The 13,920-nt window shown below is 33.7% G+C and carries 16 protein-coding genes and 1 pseudogene; 14 read left to right on the top strand and 3 right to left on the bottom strand.

Annotated features, from left to right (window positions below; genetic code table 11):
* Positions 1 to 3 precede the first annotated feature (3 nt).
* Genes A0O34_RS20070 through A0O34_RS20055 form a run of 4 tightly spaced genes read left to right on the top strand, consistent with a single transcriptional unit; the run spans position 4 to position 1,965 of the window.
* Positions 4 to 540: a YfiT family bacillithiol transferase gene (locus A0O34_RS20070; protein WP_066758676.1), complete on the top strand. Its 537-nt coding sequence runs from the start codon at positions 4 to 6 to the stop codon at positions 538 to 540.
* Complete coding sequence (locus tag A0O34_RS20065; RefSeq protein ID WP_228394325.1) at positions 534 to 995, top strand: DUF1569 domain-containing protein; 462 nt, start codon at positions 534 to 536, stop codon at positions 993 to 995. The genes A0O34_RS20070 and A0O34_RS20065 overlap by 7 nt, the downstream gene beginning before the upstream one ends.
* Entirely contained in the window at positions 992 to 1,369 is a 378-nt protein-coding gene (ytxJ, locus tag A0O34_RS20060; protein ID WP_066758674.1) for a bacillithiol system redox-active protein YtxJ, read from the top strand. Before A0O34_RS20065 ends, ytxJ begins: the two co-directional genes overlap by 4 nt.
* Positions 1,369 to 1,965 (top strand): Crp/Fnr family transcriptional regulator, encoded by a 597-nt coding sequence (locus A0O34_RS20055; protein ID WP_066758673.1) that lies wholly within the window; start codon positions 1,369 to 1,371, stop codon positions 1,963 to 1,965. Before ytxJ ends, A0O34_RS20055 begins: the two co-directional genes overlap by 1 nt.
* Before the next feature lie 85 nt (positions 1,966 to 2,050).
* Here A0O34_RS20055 and A0O34_RS20050 read toward each other — a convergent pair whose 3' ends face one another.
* Positions 2,051 to 3,463 (bottom strand): aminotransferase-like domain-containing protein, encoded by a 1,413-nt coding sequence (locus tag A0O34_RS20050; RefSeq protein ID WP_066758672.1) that lies wholly within the window; start codon positions 3,461 to 3,463, stop codon positions 2,051 to 2,053.
* A gap of 97 nt (positions 3,464 to 3,560) precedes the next feature.
* Here A0O34_RS20050 and A0O34_RS20045 point away from each other — a divergent pair, with 97 nt between their 5' ends.
* From A0O34_RS20045 to A0O34_RS20010, 8 genes are all read left to right on the top strand, one after another.
* Positions 3,561 to 4,445 carry a DMT family transporter gene (locus A0O34_RS20045; protein ID WP_157886078.1) on the top strand — a complete coding sequence of 295 codons (885 nt, stop codon included), beginning with the start codon at positions 3,561 to 3,563 and terminating at the stop codon, positions 4,443 to 4,445.
* Between the two features lie 226 nt (positions 4,446 to 4,671).
* Positions 4,672 to 5,286, top strand: coding sequence for a Crp/Fnr family transcriptional regulator (locus A0O34_RS20040; RefSeq protein WP_228394324.1), 615 nt, complete (start codon positions 4,672 to 4,674; stop codon positions 5,284 to 5,286).
* A gap of 142 nt (positions 5,287 to 5,428) precedes the next feature.
* Positions 5,429 to 5,746, top strand: a complete 318-nt coding sequence (locus A0O34_RS20035) for a hypothetical protein (protein ID WP_066758670.1) — start codon at positions 5,429 to 5,431, stop codon at positions 5,744 to 5,746.
* A 125-nt stretch (positions 5,747 to 5,871) separates the two neighbouring features.
* Positions 5,872 to 6,372 carry a CinA family protein gene (locus A0O34_RS20030; RefSeq protein ID WP_066758669.1) on the top strand — a complete coding sequence of 167 codons (501 nt, stop codon included), beginning with the start codon at positions 5,872 to 5,874 and terminating at the stop codon, positions 6,370 to 6,372.
* A gap of 190 nt (positions 6,373 to 6,562) precedes the next feature.
* The gene (locus A0O34_RS20025; protein ID WP_066758668.1) at positions 6,563 to 7,240 is read left to right on the top strand and encodes a response regulator transcription factor; all 678 of its coding nucleotides are present in this window, start codon (positions 6,563 to 6,565) and stop codon (positions 7,238 to 7,240) included.
* Between the two features lie 101 nt (positions 7,241 to 7,341).
* A complete protein-coding gene (locus A0O34_RS20020) occupies positions 7,342 to 8,628 on the top strand; it encodes a sensor histidine kinase (RefSeq protein WP_066758666.1) in 1,287 nt (428 codons plus the stop codon).
* 107 nt (positions 8,629 to 8,735) lie between these two features.
* Entirely contained in the window at positions 8,736 to 9,521 is a 786-nt protein-coding gene (locus tag A0O34_RS20015; RefSeq protein WP_066758665.1) for a phosphatase PAP2 family protein, read from the top strand.
* Positions 9,522 to 9,531: 10 nt separating this feature from the next.
* Positions 9,532 to 10,566 carry a sulfite exporter TauE/SafE family protein gene (locus A0O34_RS20010; RefSeq protein ID WP_066758664.1) on the top strand — a complete coding sequence of 345 codons (1,035 nt, stop codon included), beginning with the start codon at positions 9,532 to 9,534 and terminating at the stop codon, positions 10,564 to 10,566.
* Position 10,567: 1 nt separating this feature from the next.
* Here the strand turns inward: A0O34_RS20010 and A0O34_RS20005 are convergent, their stop codons facing one another.
* Positions 10,568 to 11,365 (bottom strand): AraC family transcriptional regulator, encoded by a 798-nt coding sequence (locus A0O34_RS20005; protein ID WP_066758663.1) that lies wholly within the window; start codon positions 11,363 to 11,365, stop codon positions 10,568 to 10,570.
* A 126-nt stretch (positions 11,366 to 11,491) separates the two neighbouring features.
* Here A0O34_RS20005 and A0O34_RS20000 point away from each other — a divergent pair, with 126 nt between their 5' ends.
* A complete protein-coding gene (locus tag A0O34_RS20000; RefSeq protein ID WP_418219362.1) occupies positions 11,492 to 12,571 on the top strand; it encodes an Atu1372/SO_1960 family protein in 1,080 nt (359 codons plus the stop codon).
* 198 nt (positions 12,572 to 12,769) lie between these two features.
* Here the strand turns inward: A0O34_RS20000 and A0O34_RS22640 are convergent.
* Positions 12,770 to 12,829: pseudogene (locus A0O34_RS22640) on the bottom strand (hypothetical protein); the annotation flags it as partial.
* A gap of 26 nt (positions 12,830 to 12,855) precedes the next feature.
* Between A0O34_RS22640 and A0O34_RS19995 the strand changes: the two are divergent.
* Positions 12,856 to 13,920 carry a cation:proton antiporter gene (locus A0O34_RS19995; RefSeq protein WP_066758661.1) on the top strand — a complete coding sequence of 355 codons (1,065 nt, stop codon included), beginning with the start codon at positions 12,856 to 12,858 and terminating at the stop codon, positions 13,918 to 13,920.

The following is a 13,920-nucleotide window of genomic DNA, read 5'->3' as shown; positions in this document are numbered from 1 at the left end:
ATAATGAGTAATTTAGAACAGAAAAGGTTTCCAATAGGTGAGTACCAGCAACCTGAGAACATCTGTGATATTAAACTTGATGAATATATTAAAGTCATCAAAAACTTCCCCGAAAAGCTTAAAAAATTAATAGAAGATCTTTCTGACGACCAACTAGATACTCCTTACAGAGAAGGTGGCTGGACGGTGAGACAACTTGTAAATCACATCGCAGACAGCCATATCAATAGTTTTATTCGTCTTAAATTGGCATTAACGGAAGATAATCCAACCATCAGACCTTACGATGAAGCGAAATGGGCAGAACTTCAGGACAGCGTAAATATGCCGATAAAACCAGCAATGAGAATGATAAAAGGAACGCATCAAAGGTGGGCTGCTTTGCTTAAAACCCTTACCAATAAGCAGTTTGAAAGAACTTTTCATCATCCTGAACAAAACCAGAATTACGATCTGAGAAATTATCTTGCTCTGTATGTCTGGCATTGCAATCATCATTTTGCTCATATTGAAAATTTGAAGAAAGAAAAAGGTTGGTAAAAAAGAGTCTTCATAATCGGATTTATTTTGAGGAAATTATTAATCGAATTTCTAATCTTAATGAAAATTCTCCAAGAAAATGGGGGCAAATGACTGTTGCTCAAATGCTGAAACATTGTGATCTCGTTCTTCAGGTTGCTTTACAGAAAATCATTCTTCCTGAAATTAATATTTTGTTTTCCGCGGTAGGTATTCTTACAAAATTTGAGATGCAAATTTTTAATAACGGAATTCCCCGAAACATGCCTACTTTTCAAAAACTAATCGTTAATTTTGAATATGATTTTGATGAAGCAAAGAAAAGTCTTCTGAAAACACTAGATGATTATTGGTATGCATTTGAAAACCATAAATTGGCTCAAAAACACAGGCTTTTTGGTAAAATGAAAGAAAAAGACTGGGGCTTTTTAGAGTATAAACATCTGAATCATCACCTTAAACAATTTAATGTATGAGTTTTTTTGATAAAATATTTGGCGGAAAAGAAGAAAATCTGCAACAAAAATCTTTCTGGAAAAAGATAGAATCTGAAGAAGATCTGGAGAAAGCTATTGAAAATTCATACCATCAAAAGATAGGAATCTTCAAACATTCAACAAGTTGTTTCATCAGCAAAACTGTATTGAAAAACTTTGAAAAAGAAATAGAAAATACTGATGAAAAAGTAGAGTTATATTACTTAGATTTGTTATCTCATAGACCAATTTCCAATAAAATAGCAGAAGATTTGGGAATAAGACATGAAAGTCCGCAATTTATCGTCATAGAAAACGGAAAAGCAATTAGCAATGCTTCGCATCAGGACATCTCTTTAAGTCAGATCGTATAATGAAGAATATTAATAATTATTTAGCTAAAGTATTAAATGTTCCTCTTGAAAAAGTGAACATGTGTAGTTTACACTATGAAGTAAAGAAAATACCTAAAAATCAATTTCTTTTACAATATGGTGAGATCTGCAGACATATTTATTTTGTTGAAAAAGGGCTTATCAAGATGTATTCTATCGATAAAAACGGTAAAGAGCACATTATACAGTTCGCTCCGGAAAACTGGCTGATTTCAGACCGAAGCAGTCTTTATTTTAACGAAAAATCTATCTATTACATTGAAGCTGTAGAGGATTCTGAGATATTATTTCTTCACCCTGATTTCTTCAATAAATTGGTTGAACAATTCCCGAACAGCATCGAAAGAAGTGATATTTTGCTTCAAAAACATATAAAAAGTCTTCAAAACAGAATCAATTCTTTATTGGGAGAGACTGCAGAAGAAAGATACATGAAGTTCATCAAAATGTATCCTGATTTATTACTGCGAGTTCCACAATGGATGATCGCTTCCTATTTGGGTATTACTCCTGAAAGTTTAAGCCGTGTAAGAAAAGAATTGGCTAGGAAAAATTTTGTTCCGGATAATAAATAATTTATCTGGGAGAGGGAAGCTATAAGCTGGAAGTTTTTGGAGTATTTAACTTCCCACTTTCTCCATCCATTTTCCTTTCTAACTATTAAATTCTCTTCGCCAAATTTCCAATTTGTCTTAATTTTAATTGAATGTCTTCCGACCAAGGCAAACCAAAACAAAGTCGCATACAATTTTCAAACTGATCCTGTAGCGTAAACATTCTTCCGGGAGCAATACTTATATTTTCCTTTATTGCAAGATCATACAATTCTGTTGTTTTAATTTTTTTATCAAATTCTAACCAAAGAGAAAGTCCGCCTTGTGGTCTACTCGTTTTTGTACCTTCCGGAAAAGATTCTGCGATGGTCTGAACATAATTTTGATAATTATTTTGCAGTGTTTTTCTCATCTGTTGAAGATGTTTTTCATATCTTCCGGTCTTTAAAAAATTAGCAACAGCCTCATTTACAATCGATATTGATGATGTGGAATGGAGTAGTTTTAACTTTAAAATTTTCTCTTTATATTTTCCGGGAACAATCCATCCAACGCGGTAACCTGGCGCTAATGTTTTTGAAATCGAGCTGCAATACAAAACATTTCCTCCCTTATCAAAGGATTTACAGCATTTCGGACGACTTGGTCCAAAATAAAGATCTCCGTAAACATCATCTTCAATCAAAGGAATATTATTTTCTGCGAGAAGTTTTACCACTTCTTTTTTGTTTTCATCAGACATACAGCTTCCCAATGGCGTATTGAAATTGGGAATTAATAAGCAGATATCAATTTTAGGAATTGCCTCTTTTAAAGCTTCAATTTCGATGCCGTGTGCAGGGTGGGTGGGCAATTCTAAAACTTTCAATCCAAAACCTGCAGCCAACTGTAAAATCCCCGGATAACACGGACTTTCAATGGCAATCGTATCTCCCGGTTTTCCCAAAGCCATCAGACAAAAAGATAAAGCATTCATCCCGCCGTTTGTGGTCACAACATCATTTTCATTAAAATTTCCTCCCCATGACAGCGATCTTAGGGCGATCATTCTTCTTAGCTTTAAATTTCCCTGAAGTTCTTCATATTCAGCGCCACCGGATTTTAATTCTCTTGTTGCATTGATGATTTCTTTTTTAAGTTTAGCTTGAGGTAAAAGATCTCCCGACGGAATGGCAATAGAAAAAAGCGTAAGATTATTTTTACCCATATTTTCATAAACCTTGCTTATTAATTCATCGGGTTCATTATTATTGGCAATCAGGGAAGGTCGGCTCACTTCGGGAAGTGGAAGTTTAATTGAAAGTAACTGACTTACAAAATACCCCGACTGTGGCTTAGATTCTATTAAAGACATCGACTCCAATTCCAGAAAGACACGTTTTGCCGTATTCATGCTGATCTGATGTTCTTTGCATAAAATTCTTACAGACGGAAGTTTATCTCCGGCTTTTAAAACTCCGTTTCTGATCTGAGAAGCGATACCGTTTGCGATTTCTGTATATAAAAATTCTTTATTCATATTTCCTAACTGTGCTCATGCAAATATACAAAACTGAGACTGTGCTTACTGAATTAACTTCTATAATTTTGACACATTAAATAAAACCAAAAATAAAATGATGACAAACACAATATCAAAAGACCAAACAGTTAACGGCTGGATCAATGGTTTCATAGGAGTTCTTTTGTTCAGCGGTTCTATGCCTGCAACCAAATTGGCAGTGAATGATATGAGTCCGATTTTTGTGACAATTGCCCGCGCTGCAATCGCAGGTTTACTTGCTTTAATTGTGCTTTTAATTTACAAAGAAAAACGACCAACTAAAAATCAGTTATTTCCATTAGCATTAGTATCGATAGGCTGTGTGATTGGTTTTCCTTTGCTTTCGGCATTGGCTTTACAATATGTGACATCGGCTCATTCTATTGTCTTTTTAGGAATGTTACCTTTGATGACAGCAATTTTCGGAGTTATTAGGGGAGGAGAAAGACCACATCCTGTATTTTGGCTTTTCTCAATTATTGGAAGTCTTCTAGTAATTGGTTTTGCCGTTTCTCAAGGCATTTCAGCATCTCCGATCGGCGATATTTTGATGCTGGCGGCCGTAGTTTTATGTGGATTAGGTTACGCTGAAGGTGCTAAACTTTCAAAAACCTTGGGCGGATGGCAGGTAATTTCATGGGCTTTGATTTTAGCTTTACCCTTAATGGTTCCTTTATTTTTTATCTATTTTCCCAATAATATCGAGACTGTAACCACCGGAGGATGGCTTGGCTTAGCTTATATCGCTTTGTTCAGTATGTTTATCGGCTTTATATTCTGGTACAAAGGTTTGGCTCAGGGTGGAATTACAACGGTTGGCCAGTTACAATTATTACAGCCGTTTTTCGGATTGGCATTAGCCGCATATTTTCTTCACGAACCTGTAAGCATGGGAATGCTAGGTGTTACCATTGGAGTTATCGTCTGTGTGGCGGGTACAAAAAAGTTTGCGAAATAAAATATTTCATTAAAATAACTAATTATAACGCTTCCAAAAGCTTAATTAAACTACAAATTAACCCGGTTTATGCATTTAAACGGGGTTAATTGTATCATTTTGTGAATTTTTTAAGATAAAATATCAAATATGGTTTAAAATTTGTTTGACAAAAAATTAATCATTAATTGATAAAAAAATAACGTAAATTCTACAATAGAAACTAAGCGACTTAAAACTAGTACATATGAAAACTGTAAGCTGTATGAACATTGATATGGAGCTTCTTCGCACCTTTAGTGGAGAGACTAAAGAGTATAAAAAAGGAGAAATAATTTTCAGAGAAGGAGACCATGCACTTTATTATTTTCAGATTGAGGAAGGAAAAGTAAAACTCAATAATTACAATGATGACGGTAAAGAATTTATCCAGAATATTTTTGGTAAAAACCAGAGTTTTGGAGATTCTATGCTTTTTCTGGAGAAGTTTTATCCCATCAATGCCATCTGTCTGGAAAATTCAAAAATCACAAGAGTTCCTAAGCACAACTTCCTGGAATTATTAAGAATACATCCCGAAATATGTTTAGGAATGAATGCATGTCTTTCGCAGAGACTTTATTATAAAATTTTAATGACACAAAATATGTCTTCTACCAATCCAATCTTAAGATTAAAAGGATTAATGGAGTATCTAAAAAGCTATTACGAAGATGATTGTCAGCACTGTTTTCACATAGAACTCACAAGACAGCAGATCGCCAATTTAACCGGACTGCGTGTAGAAACGGTTATTAGAGTTCTGAAAAGGATGGAAAAAGAGAGTCTCCTTAAAATCGTAAACCGGAAGATCTTGTATTAGGAACATGACCCAAATCATAAAAAAGTGAAATATATTGGTGTAAATTGAATTATGAAATTAATCATAGTTTTGATTAAAAATATGGAGACAAAATTGCTCTAAAATAATGATTATGTAAAGATTTATCTGATTTGTTTTAACCATGAATACTGAAAAAATGGATCATCAGAAAATAGTAAAATCACTGGAAGCAAGTCATTTTATTAAAATTACAAATAACGGGAATTGGCTTGAAAATCATGCTATTATATACGCGAAAGAAATAAAAAATACCATTTTCCTACTATTTGTAGTTTCAGAAAGTAAAGGAAAAATAGAAGACATCAGAGCTTTGATTGCACAATTTGATGATGTTGGCAATATCGGAAAACATGAGCCGGAACAGATTCTGTTTTATCTTTCTATCAGGAAAAAGAATGATCTGCATTATTTTGAAAAATTTATGGAAATTCATGACTAAAAAGAAATACTAAAACACCAAATATAAAAAGAAATTTAAAAGTAAAGGTTCCCAAAAATGAGTTGATTCTCATTAAAATTTTAAATTAAAACACCAATATAAACCATCACTTAAACCTAATTACTATGAAATTTCAACAAAATTTACTCGAATATATAAGTCGCTCATTGTTGAGCGTTAACGAATCTATTTCAGTTGTCGAGAGCGTAACTTCCGGCTGCCTTCAACTTGCTTTTTCACAAATGCCCAACGCTTCATTGTTCTATAAAGGAGGAATGACAGCCTACACTTTGCCGGAAAAAGTAAGATTATTAAGCATTGATTCAGATGAAGCTGAAGAATGCGATTGTGTCTCAGAAAACATAGCAGAAACTATGGCTTTAAATGTCGCAAAACTTTTTGAATCCGACTGGTCTATCGCCACAACAGGCTACTGCACACCAATACGTAATTCATTATATAAAATTTTCGCTTATTTTTCATTTTCTTATAAAGGTGAAATTATTCTTACCAAAAAGTTAGAATTACACCCTAAAACACAAGCTCTGAATGCTCAGTTATATTATACCGAGTTTATTTTAGGATGTTTTAAAAGCGAAATGAATCAATTATTAATTTTAAAATAATGATTAATAAAATTCTATAATCTGACCACTTTACTATCTTATTATATTTAAATTAATGATAAAACCATAATGTATTTTATGGTTTTATTTTTTTGAAGATTTTAAGTATATTTAAAAAGATTTAATTCGAAATTTCTACAAAATTGAAACGGTAAATTAGCAGAATAAAACAAGACCTTAAAATACATCGATGAAAATCCTGATCATAGAAGACGAAACAGAACTGGCAAAAAGTATTGCAGAATATCTTTCAGAAGAAAATTATTTATGTGAATTTGCGACAACATTTCAGGATGCGATGGACAAGATACAGACCTTTCAATACGATTGTATCCTTTTAGACATCATGCTTCCTGATGGTAACGGTCTTACAATTTTGGAGGAATTAAAAAAGCAGAATAAACAGGACGGAGTTATTATTGTATCAGCAAAAAATGCTTTAGATGATAAAATCAGTGGATTACAAATGGGCGCGGATGATTACCTTACGAAACCTTTTCATCTTTCTGAGCTGATGGCAAGAATTTATTCTATTATTCGGCGGAAACAATTTAATAATTCAAATATTGTAACGCAAAATGAATTACAGATTGATCTTCTAGCCAAAACAGTTTCCATTAATGATGAAACAATTGCTCTTACCAAAAAAGAATTTGATCTTCTGATTTATTTTATAGGAAATAAGAATAAGGTAATTTCAAAAAGTACTTTAGCAGAACATCTTTCAGGCGATTTTGCAGATATGCTGGATAATCATGATTTTGTATATGCTCACGTAAAAAATCTTAAAAAGAAACTTTACGATGCTGGTTGTGATCATTATTTAAAAACAGTTTATGGTACGGGTTACAAATGGGAAGGAAGGTAATCTATAAATAATAAATAATAAGTAATTGGTAATGAGTGATATTTTCATCAAAAACCAACATAAAAAATTCATAACTCATAATTTATAATTCATAACTACAATTGAAGCCTCTACTAAGTAAAACCACAAAACCGTTTCTCATCTATGTGCTTATTATTTTAATCATAAGCATACCGGTCTATTATTGGGCGGTAGATACGATATGGAAAAGCGAATTAGATGAACATAATATAACCATCGCTGAAAAAACGGCTTATGAATTCAACCATTTGAAGCTTTCTGATGAAGAATTAACCAAAAGTATTACACTCTGGAACAAAATACAACCAGGAACTAATATTGAAAAAATCCAGACCAATGCTTTAAAAAGAGATCTTATTTTCACAGTAGAAAGACAAAAAAACTATTTATCCGAACCGGAAACAGAACGATACAGATGCTTGAAAAAAGTTGTGTATATTCATGACCAGCCTTATCTTTTTACGGTAGAAACCAATATTGAAGAATCTCAGGAAACGATTGTTGTTATTGCGATTACAACCATTTTTTTCTTTATTATGATCGTTTTGGGGCTTTTATTTTTAAACAGAAGATTATCCAACACCATTTGGAAACCTTTTAGAAATACATTGGGGAAATTAAAAACTTTCAACCTTAATCATCAAAGCAAAATTGAATTCGATAAAACAGATACTACAGAATTTGAAGAATTAAATCAATCTTTAAGCAAATTAATAGAGCACAATGTTTCTGTCTATAAAACTCAAAAAGAATTTACAGAAAACGCTTCTCACGAGTTACAGACTCCTTTGGCTATTATTAAAAACAAACTTGATATTTTATTACAAACCGAAAATCTTACAGAAAAACAATATCAGATCGCAGAAGAAATAAATAAAGCTTTAACCCGAAGTTCCAGAATTAATAAAAATCTTTTATTACTCGCGAAAATTGATAACAGTCAGTTTGACAACTCGGAAACGATCTATTTTGATATACTTCTCAGACAAAATTTTGAAGTTTTAGAAGAACATTTTCAGCAAAAAAATATTTCTGTGACCTCTTATATTTTACCGGAAGTAAAAGTGAATGGAAACAGCAGTTTGACTGAAATTTTAATCTCTAATTTGTTATTAAATGCTATTCGTCACACTCAAAAAGGCGGTTCTATATCAATAAAATTAACCAATTCATCTTTTGAAGTAGCAAATTCCGGGACAGAAAAACTAAATACAGATTTATTATTCAAAAGATTTTCAAAATCTTCAAAAGATAACAACGGAAGCGGATTAGGATTAGCCATCATAAAAGAAATCTGCAACTTTCAGCATTGGAACATTGAATATAAATTTGAAAATAATTTCCATTTTTTTTCTGTGAATTTTTAGATCAAATAAATCCGATTTAAGCTTTTTTAAACCTTTTCTTCTAAATTTATTCTAAATTGGATCGCATTTTTGTGTCATTAATTAATCCTAAAGACACGAAAGCATTTATGAATAGTTTAATATCAAGCTTTGTTTTACTATCAATAAGCTTCCAAAATATCTCTGCGCAGGATAGTTTAGCTGTTCATACAATTCAGGACAGTGTTGTTGCTATAAAGCCCAATTTGGAGGACAAGACTCATGATTTTACTTATAAAAAATTGATTATTCCGACCGCGCTTATTTCTTACGGAGTTGCGAGTTTGAGTATCAAAAGTTTAAAAGAGCTTAATTTTTCTACTCAATACGAGATCAGTGAACATAAGCCGGATCACATCAGACTTGATAATTACACCCAGTTTGCTCCCGCTGTTTTGGTGTACGGACTCAATGCTGCCGGAGTTCAGGGAAAACATAATTTCAAGGACAGAAGCATCATTTATGGAACATCTATGTTGATTACTTCCGCAATTACACTTCCTTTAAAACATATTGTAAAAGAGGAAAGACCGGATCTATCAAATAATCTTTCTTTTCCGTCTGGTCATACTACAATCGCTTTTGCGTCTGCTCAATTCATGTACAGGGAATACAGAGACACCAACTTTTGGCTGGGAATTTCGGGATATTCTTTTGCTGTTTTCACAGGGGTTTACAGAATGTTGAACAACAAACATTGGTTCGGCGATGTCATTGGCGGTGCAGGTTTCGGAATCCTGTCTACAGAGCTTGCTTATTGGTTATATCCTAAGATTAATACGCTTTTAGGTGGTAAAAAAGAAAGATCACAAACCATGATCATGCCTTTTTATCAACAGGGAAATATGGGAATTGGTTTAGTAAAAAACTTTTAAAATTAATACAATGACAATCAATATCATACTGTTATTTTTAGGAACAATTTTAGCCTTTTGGATCAGTGCAATCTGCGGTGGCGGAGCGAGTTTGATACTTATTCCTATCCTGAATTTATTATTGCCGAGTTCAGTGGTTCCTTTTTCATTAACTATCGGAACTTTTACGAGTTCTGTTTCAAGAATCGCCGTGTTTAAAAAACATATCAACTGGCAGATCTTTTTTTGGTTTGTTCCGTTTTCTATTCCTGCTGTTTTGTTGGGAGCATGGCTTATTAAATACATCAATCCCAATTATTTACAATTAATTGTTGCCTTTTTTCTGATCATTAATCTTCCTGAATTATTTAAATCAAAAAAATCAGAAGTAAAAACAGAAAAAGCGTATCCAAAATTCATGTTAATCATCATCGGATTTTGCGCAGGATTTATTTCGGGAATTACAGGAGCAATTGGACTGTTATTTAATCGTTTTTACCTAAGATTTGGATTAAAAAAAGAGGAAATTGTAGCGACAAGAGCTGCCAATGAAGTTTTTTTACATTTAATTAAACTGATCATTTATATTTCGCTCGGATTGTATTCCAACACCGCTTTATGGCTTGGGCTTACGATTGCGGTGGCAACCATCATCTCATCCTACACCGTAAAATATATTCTTCCTTATTTGAGTGAGTTTTTATTCAAAAAAATTGGGTACGGGGCGATGGTGATTTCCGGAATTATGCTGATGGTAGGAACTTCAGAGAAAATTATTCAACAGGATAAAATTTCCTTTTCTACCACTCATCACAGCCATGAAACCGAGTCTGTAATTTCATGGAGACGCACCGATTTTATAGTAGAATTCGCATTTGATGATGGTTTTGAAGTGGAAAGACCCATAAAAGCGGATGAACTTCCCCAACATCTCAAAGAAAAATATGAGAATTTAAAACCTCACTACGACAAAATTCATCTTGAAAAAGTCTTTACTTTCAGAAAAGAACCTGCATATGAATTTTATTGCTATAAAAACGGACAACTCACCAAATTTGAAGTCTAATTTATTTTGTTCTGGGTTTCGATTTCATAATTGAAAAATAAGAAGACGTAAACGCAGAAAGACTTTGATAGCCAACTTTAAAACCAACTTCACTTAGTGTAAATTGTTTCATATCAATTAATTCGACGCTTTTTAGAATTCTTATCAATTGTAAATATTTTTGAAGCGTAATTCCCGTTTCATGTTTGAAAATCCGCTGTAAACTTCTTACAGACATTTGAGCTTTTTCGGCTAAAAGATCAATGTTCAGATTATATTTAAAATTTGAATTAATATAATTGCAAACAGGGATCAATCGGGCATCTGTCGGAACAGGAACTTCCAGATAATTGCTTTCCTTGCAAAAGTGGGGAAGGCTTTTTAAAATAGCTTTAAAAAAGATATCCTGTTCATCATCTTCCGTTAAAATTTTGTTCCATTTTGAGGCATATAACAACATTTCCCGCAATACCGGAGGAATCGCAAATACCTGAACATGATCGTAAAAATCTTCTTTAAAGGAAGAATTAAACAAAAAAAGCATCAATTTTACTGTTTTCGCCTCTGAAGTAATGCGATGAGGTTTCCCTGAAGGAATCCAGATTACATGATTTTGCGGAACCAGATAAATCTTCTGATCAATATGAAAATATTGATAGCCTTCTTCCACATATGTTAACTGTGCACGCTTATGAGTATGCTCGTAATCGTCATGCTTCCAGTTTTCTTCGCACCAAACATAGGCTTCTTTTTCGATGGTGTCAATAAAATGACTTTCTTTTTGTTCAGTCAAACCACATTTCATCTTGTCGTTCTGCATAAAGTTTTTGGCAAATTTAATAAAAACGTCATTAATAAATTTGTATTATAAAAATATATCCAAATCAGAATGAAAAAATTAGGTTCTCTTTTTGTATTACTCTTATTACTAAAAATCACAAATATCATGGCACAAGATAAAGCTAAAGTATTGGTTTTGATCCATTCAGACAATGGTGGAACGTATGAACTGGCAAAAGAAATCGCCAAAGGAATTGAAAGCGATAAAAATGCAACGGCAATTATAAAACAGGTAAAAACATCTCAGAATCAAAAATTAAAGGATATTCCCGTTGCTACAGTGGAGGAACTTCCAACTTATGACGGAATTGCTTTTGGTTCACCCGTTTATTTTGGAAACATCAGCACCGGCATGAGTGAATTTTTATCTAAAACAGTTAATCTTTGGACAAACCATTCGCTGGAAGGAATGCCGGCAACGGTTTTCATGTCTGCGGGAAGCGGAGCAGGTAAAGAATTGGCCTTGCAGGCTTTTTGGAACAGTCTTACCGTTCATGGAATGGTTATGGTTTCTAACGGAATTCGTGGGACAGAAAGTATTAACAAAGCAATTCCTCAGGGAAACACGGTGCTGGGAGTAACAAGCATGGCTTCTTTAAAAGATGTCGAAAGACCTACAAAGGACGAAAGAAATATTGCCGAACTTCAAGGGAAAAACTTTGCAAAAGTAGCATTGGCTTTAAAGGGAACATTTGCTAAAAAAGCAATATCAACAATTGAAAAGTCTGTTAATTTTAATGAAACTTTAAAACAAAAAAATATCGTTCTTCCTCAAGTTCCAAAACCTGCAGGAAATTATAAGCCGTTTGTACGTTCGGGAAATTTGGTTTTCATTAATCAGGTTGCTTTGAAAGACGGGAAAATTTTAAACCCAGGAAAATTAGGGGTTGATGTCAATGAACAACAGGTAAAGGACGCTACAAGAGCAACGATGCTGAACGTTTTATCGGTTTTGAATGAAGCCGTTGGCGGAGATCTAAGCAAAGTAAAACAATGTGTACAGTTGACAGGGATTTTCAATACCAAAGACGATTACACCAAGCATGCCGATTTGATGAATATCGCATCCGATCTTACCGTTGAGGTTTTTGGAGATAAAGGAAAACACGCAAGAGCAACATTAGGCGCTTCCTCTATTCCCGTAAATTCTTCTGTGGAAATACAGGCTATTTTTGAATTGGAGTAGTGTAGATAAAAGCTTATGATCAGGCAGATTAACCAAATTTTATGATAAAAACAAAAGCAGTGAAAAATTTTTCACTGCTTTTTATATTGCCAATTTCTCTATTAATTAAACAGTTGCATTTCCTTCCACGCCATCGGAATTATCAGTCGTTTTTCCTGTAACGGCTGCGGCTACGAAACTAAAAAGGCTTACCAGTTTTCAAATTTTTATGTCCCAATAATAGGTTTCCGTTGGTTCCACACGAATAATCGAAACTTTAGGATCATCTTTTCCATCTTCAAACCATGCGTTGGCCGTTGCTGTATGATGCGGCTTTCAATATTTCTTTTCAGGATTTTAAAACCAATATGAATACGATCGGCACTTTAGCCATCGGATTGGTATTTATAACGACAGCTGGAATTGCAGTTTTGGCTCATTATTTAATACCCGGAATGACTTGGCCATTAGCTTTTGTATTGGGATCAATTCTTTCTGCGACAGATGCTGTCGCTGCAGTCGGAGTCACAAAAGGGCTCGGACTTCCTCATAAAACAGTAACCATATTGGAAGGCGAAAGCTTGATCAATGACGCTTCAGCATTGGTTGCGTACCGTTTTGCGATTGCTGCCGTTACGGGAATTGCCTTTGTAACTTGGAAAGCATCTTTAGAATTTCTAATGGTTTTGGGAGGTGGTTTTCTCGTTGGCTGGGTTATTTTTAAAGCATTATCACTCACCATTAGATTCTTTCGTTCTGATGCGATGGTAGTCAACAGTTTGATTTTATTAATGCCTTTCGTGACGTATCTTATTGCGGAACATTTTAAAGTTTCAGGTGTGATTGCCGTAGTTATTTTAGGATTGGGAATGTCAAAATTAAGTCGAAATAAGTTCCCTGATCATGTGAAAGACCAATCCCGTAATTTTTGGGACATCATTATTTTTCTATTGAATGGTTTGATTTTTTTATTGATAGGCCTAGAATTTCCTATTATTTTAAAGAAAATGCCTCAAGCACAAGTCTGGACGTTTGCAGGTTATGCCGCAATTATCGTTTTGGTGACCTTGCTGATCAGAATGGCGCGTGTTTATTTACAGCAATTTAATCTTCAAAAAGCCTTTCAGGGAAAACGTAAAATCAGTGAAGACGCTTTGTTTGATTCCAAAACAAGTTTTATCATTACATGGTCGGGAATGAGAGGGATTGTCTCTCTGGCCATCGCTATTGGTATTCCTGCTACATTGGAAAATGGCGAAGCATTTCCTATGCGTAATGAGATCATTTTTCTGTCTGTTGTAGTTGTTTTAATTTCCTTGCTTGGACAAGGACTTACCTTACCGTGGATTGTTAAAAAATTTAAATCATAA

The sequence above is a fragment of the Chryseobacterium glaciei genome (assembly GCF_001648155.1).
In the GTDB taxonomy this organism is placed as follows: Bacteria; Bacteroidota; Bacteroidia; order Flavobacteriales; family Weeksellaceae; genus Chryseobacterium; species Chryseobacterium glaciei.
Note: the sequence above shows the minus strand (reverse complement) of the source record. Positions and strands in the feature narration are given on the sequence as shown.

Bases quoted from the DNA above. Each gene is read 5' to 3' on its own strand.
- A0O34_RS20025 (WP_066758668.1), top strand. From the start codon at position 6,563: ATGAAAATCCTGATCATAGAAGACGAAACAGAACTGGCAAAAAGTATT.
- ytxJ (WP_066758674.1), top strand. From the start codon at position 992: ATGAGTTTTTTTGATAAAATATTTGGCGGAAAAGAAGAAAATCTGCAA.
- A0O34_RS20050 (WP_066758672.1), bottom strand. From the start codon at position 3,463: ATGAATAAAGAATTTTTATATACAGAAATCGCAAACGGTATCGCTTCT.
- A0O34_RS20045 (WP_157886078.1), top strand. From the start codon at position 3,561: ATGATGACAAACACAATATCAAAAGACCAAACAGTTAACGGCTGGATC.
- A0O34_RS20000 (WP_418219362.1), top strand. From the start codon at position 11,492: ATGGCACAAGATAAAGCTAAAGTATTGGTTTTGATCCATTCAGACAAT.
- A0O34_RS20040 (WP_228394324.1), top strand. From the start codon at position 4,672: ATGAAAACTGTAAGCTGTATGAACATTGATATGGAGCTTCTTCGCACC.
- A0O34_RS20030 (WP_066758669.1), top strand. From the start codon at position 5,872: ATGAAATTTCAACAAAATTTACTCGAATATATAAGTCGCTCATTGTTG.
- A0O34_RS20005 (WP_066758663.1), bottom strand. From the start codon at position 11,365: ATGCAGAACGACAAGATGAAATGTGGTTTGACTGAACAAAAAGAAAGT.
- A0O34_RS19995 (WP_066758661.1), top strand. From the start codon at position 12,856: ATGCGTTGGCCGTTGCTGTATGATGCGGCTTTCAATATTTCTTTTCAG.
- A0O34_RS20055 (WP_066758673.1), top strand. From the start codon at position 1,369: ATGAAGAATATTAATAATTATTTAGCTAAAGTATTAAATGTTCCTCTT.
- A0O34_RS20010 (WP_066758664.1), top strand. From the start codon at position 9,532: ATGACAATCAATATCATACTGTTATTTTTAGGAACAATTTTAGCCTTT.
- A0O34_RS20035 (WP_066758670.1), top strand. From the start codon at position 5,429: ATGAATACTGAAAAAATGGATCATCAGAAAATAGTAAAATCACTGGAA.
- A0O34_RS20070 (WP_066758676.1), top strand. From the start codon at position 4: ATGAGTAATTTAGAACAGAAAAGGTTTCCAATAGGTGAGTACCAGCAA.
- A0O34_RS20015 (WP_066758665.1), top strand. From the start codon at position 8,736: ATGAATAGTTTAATATCAAGCTTTGTTTTACTATCAATAAGCTTCCAA.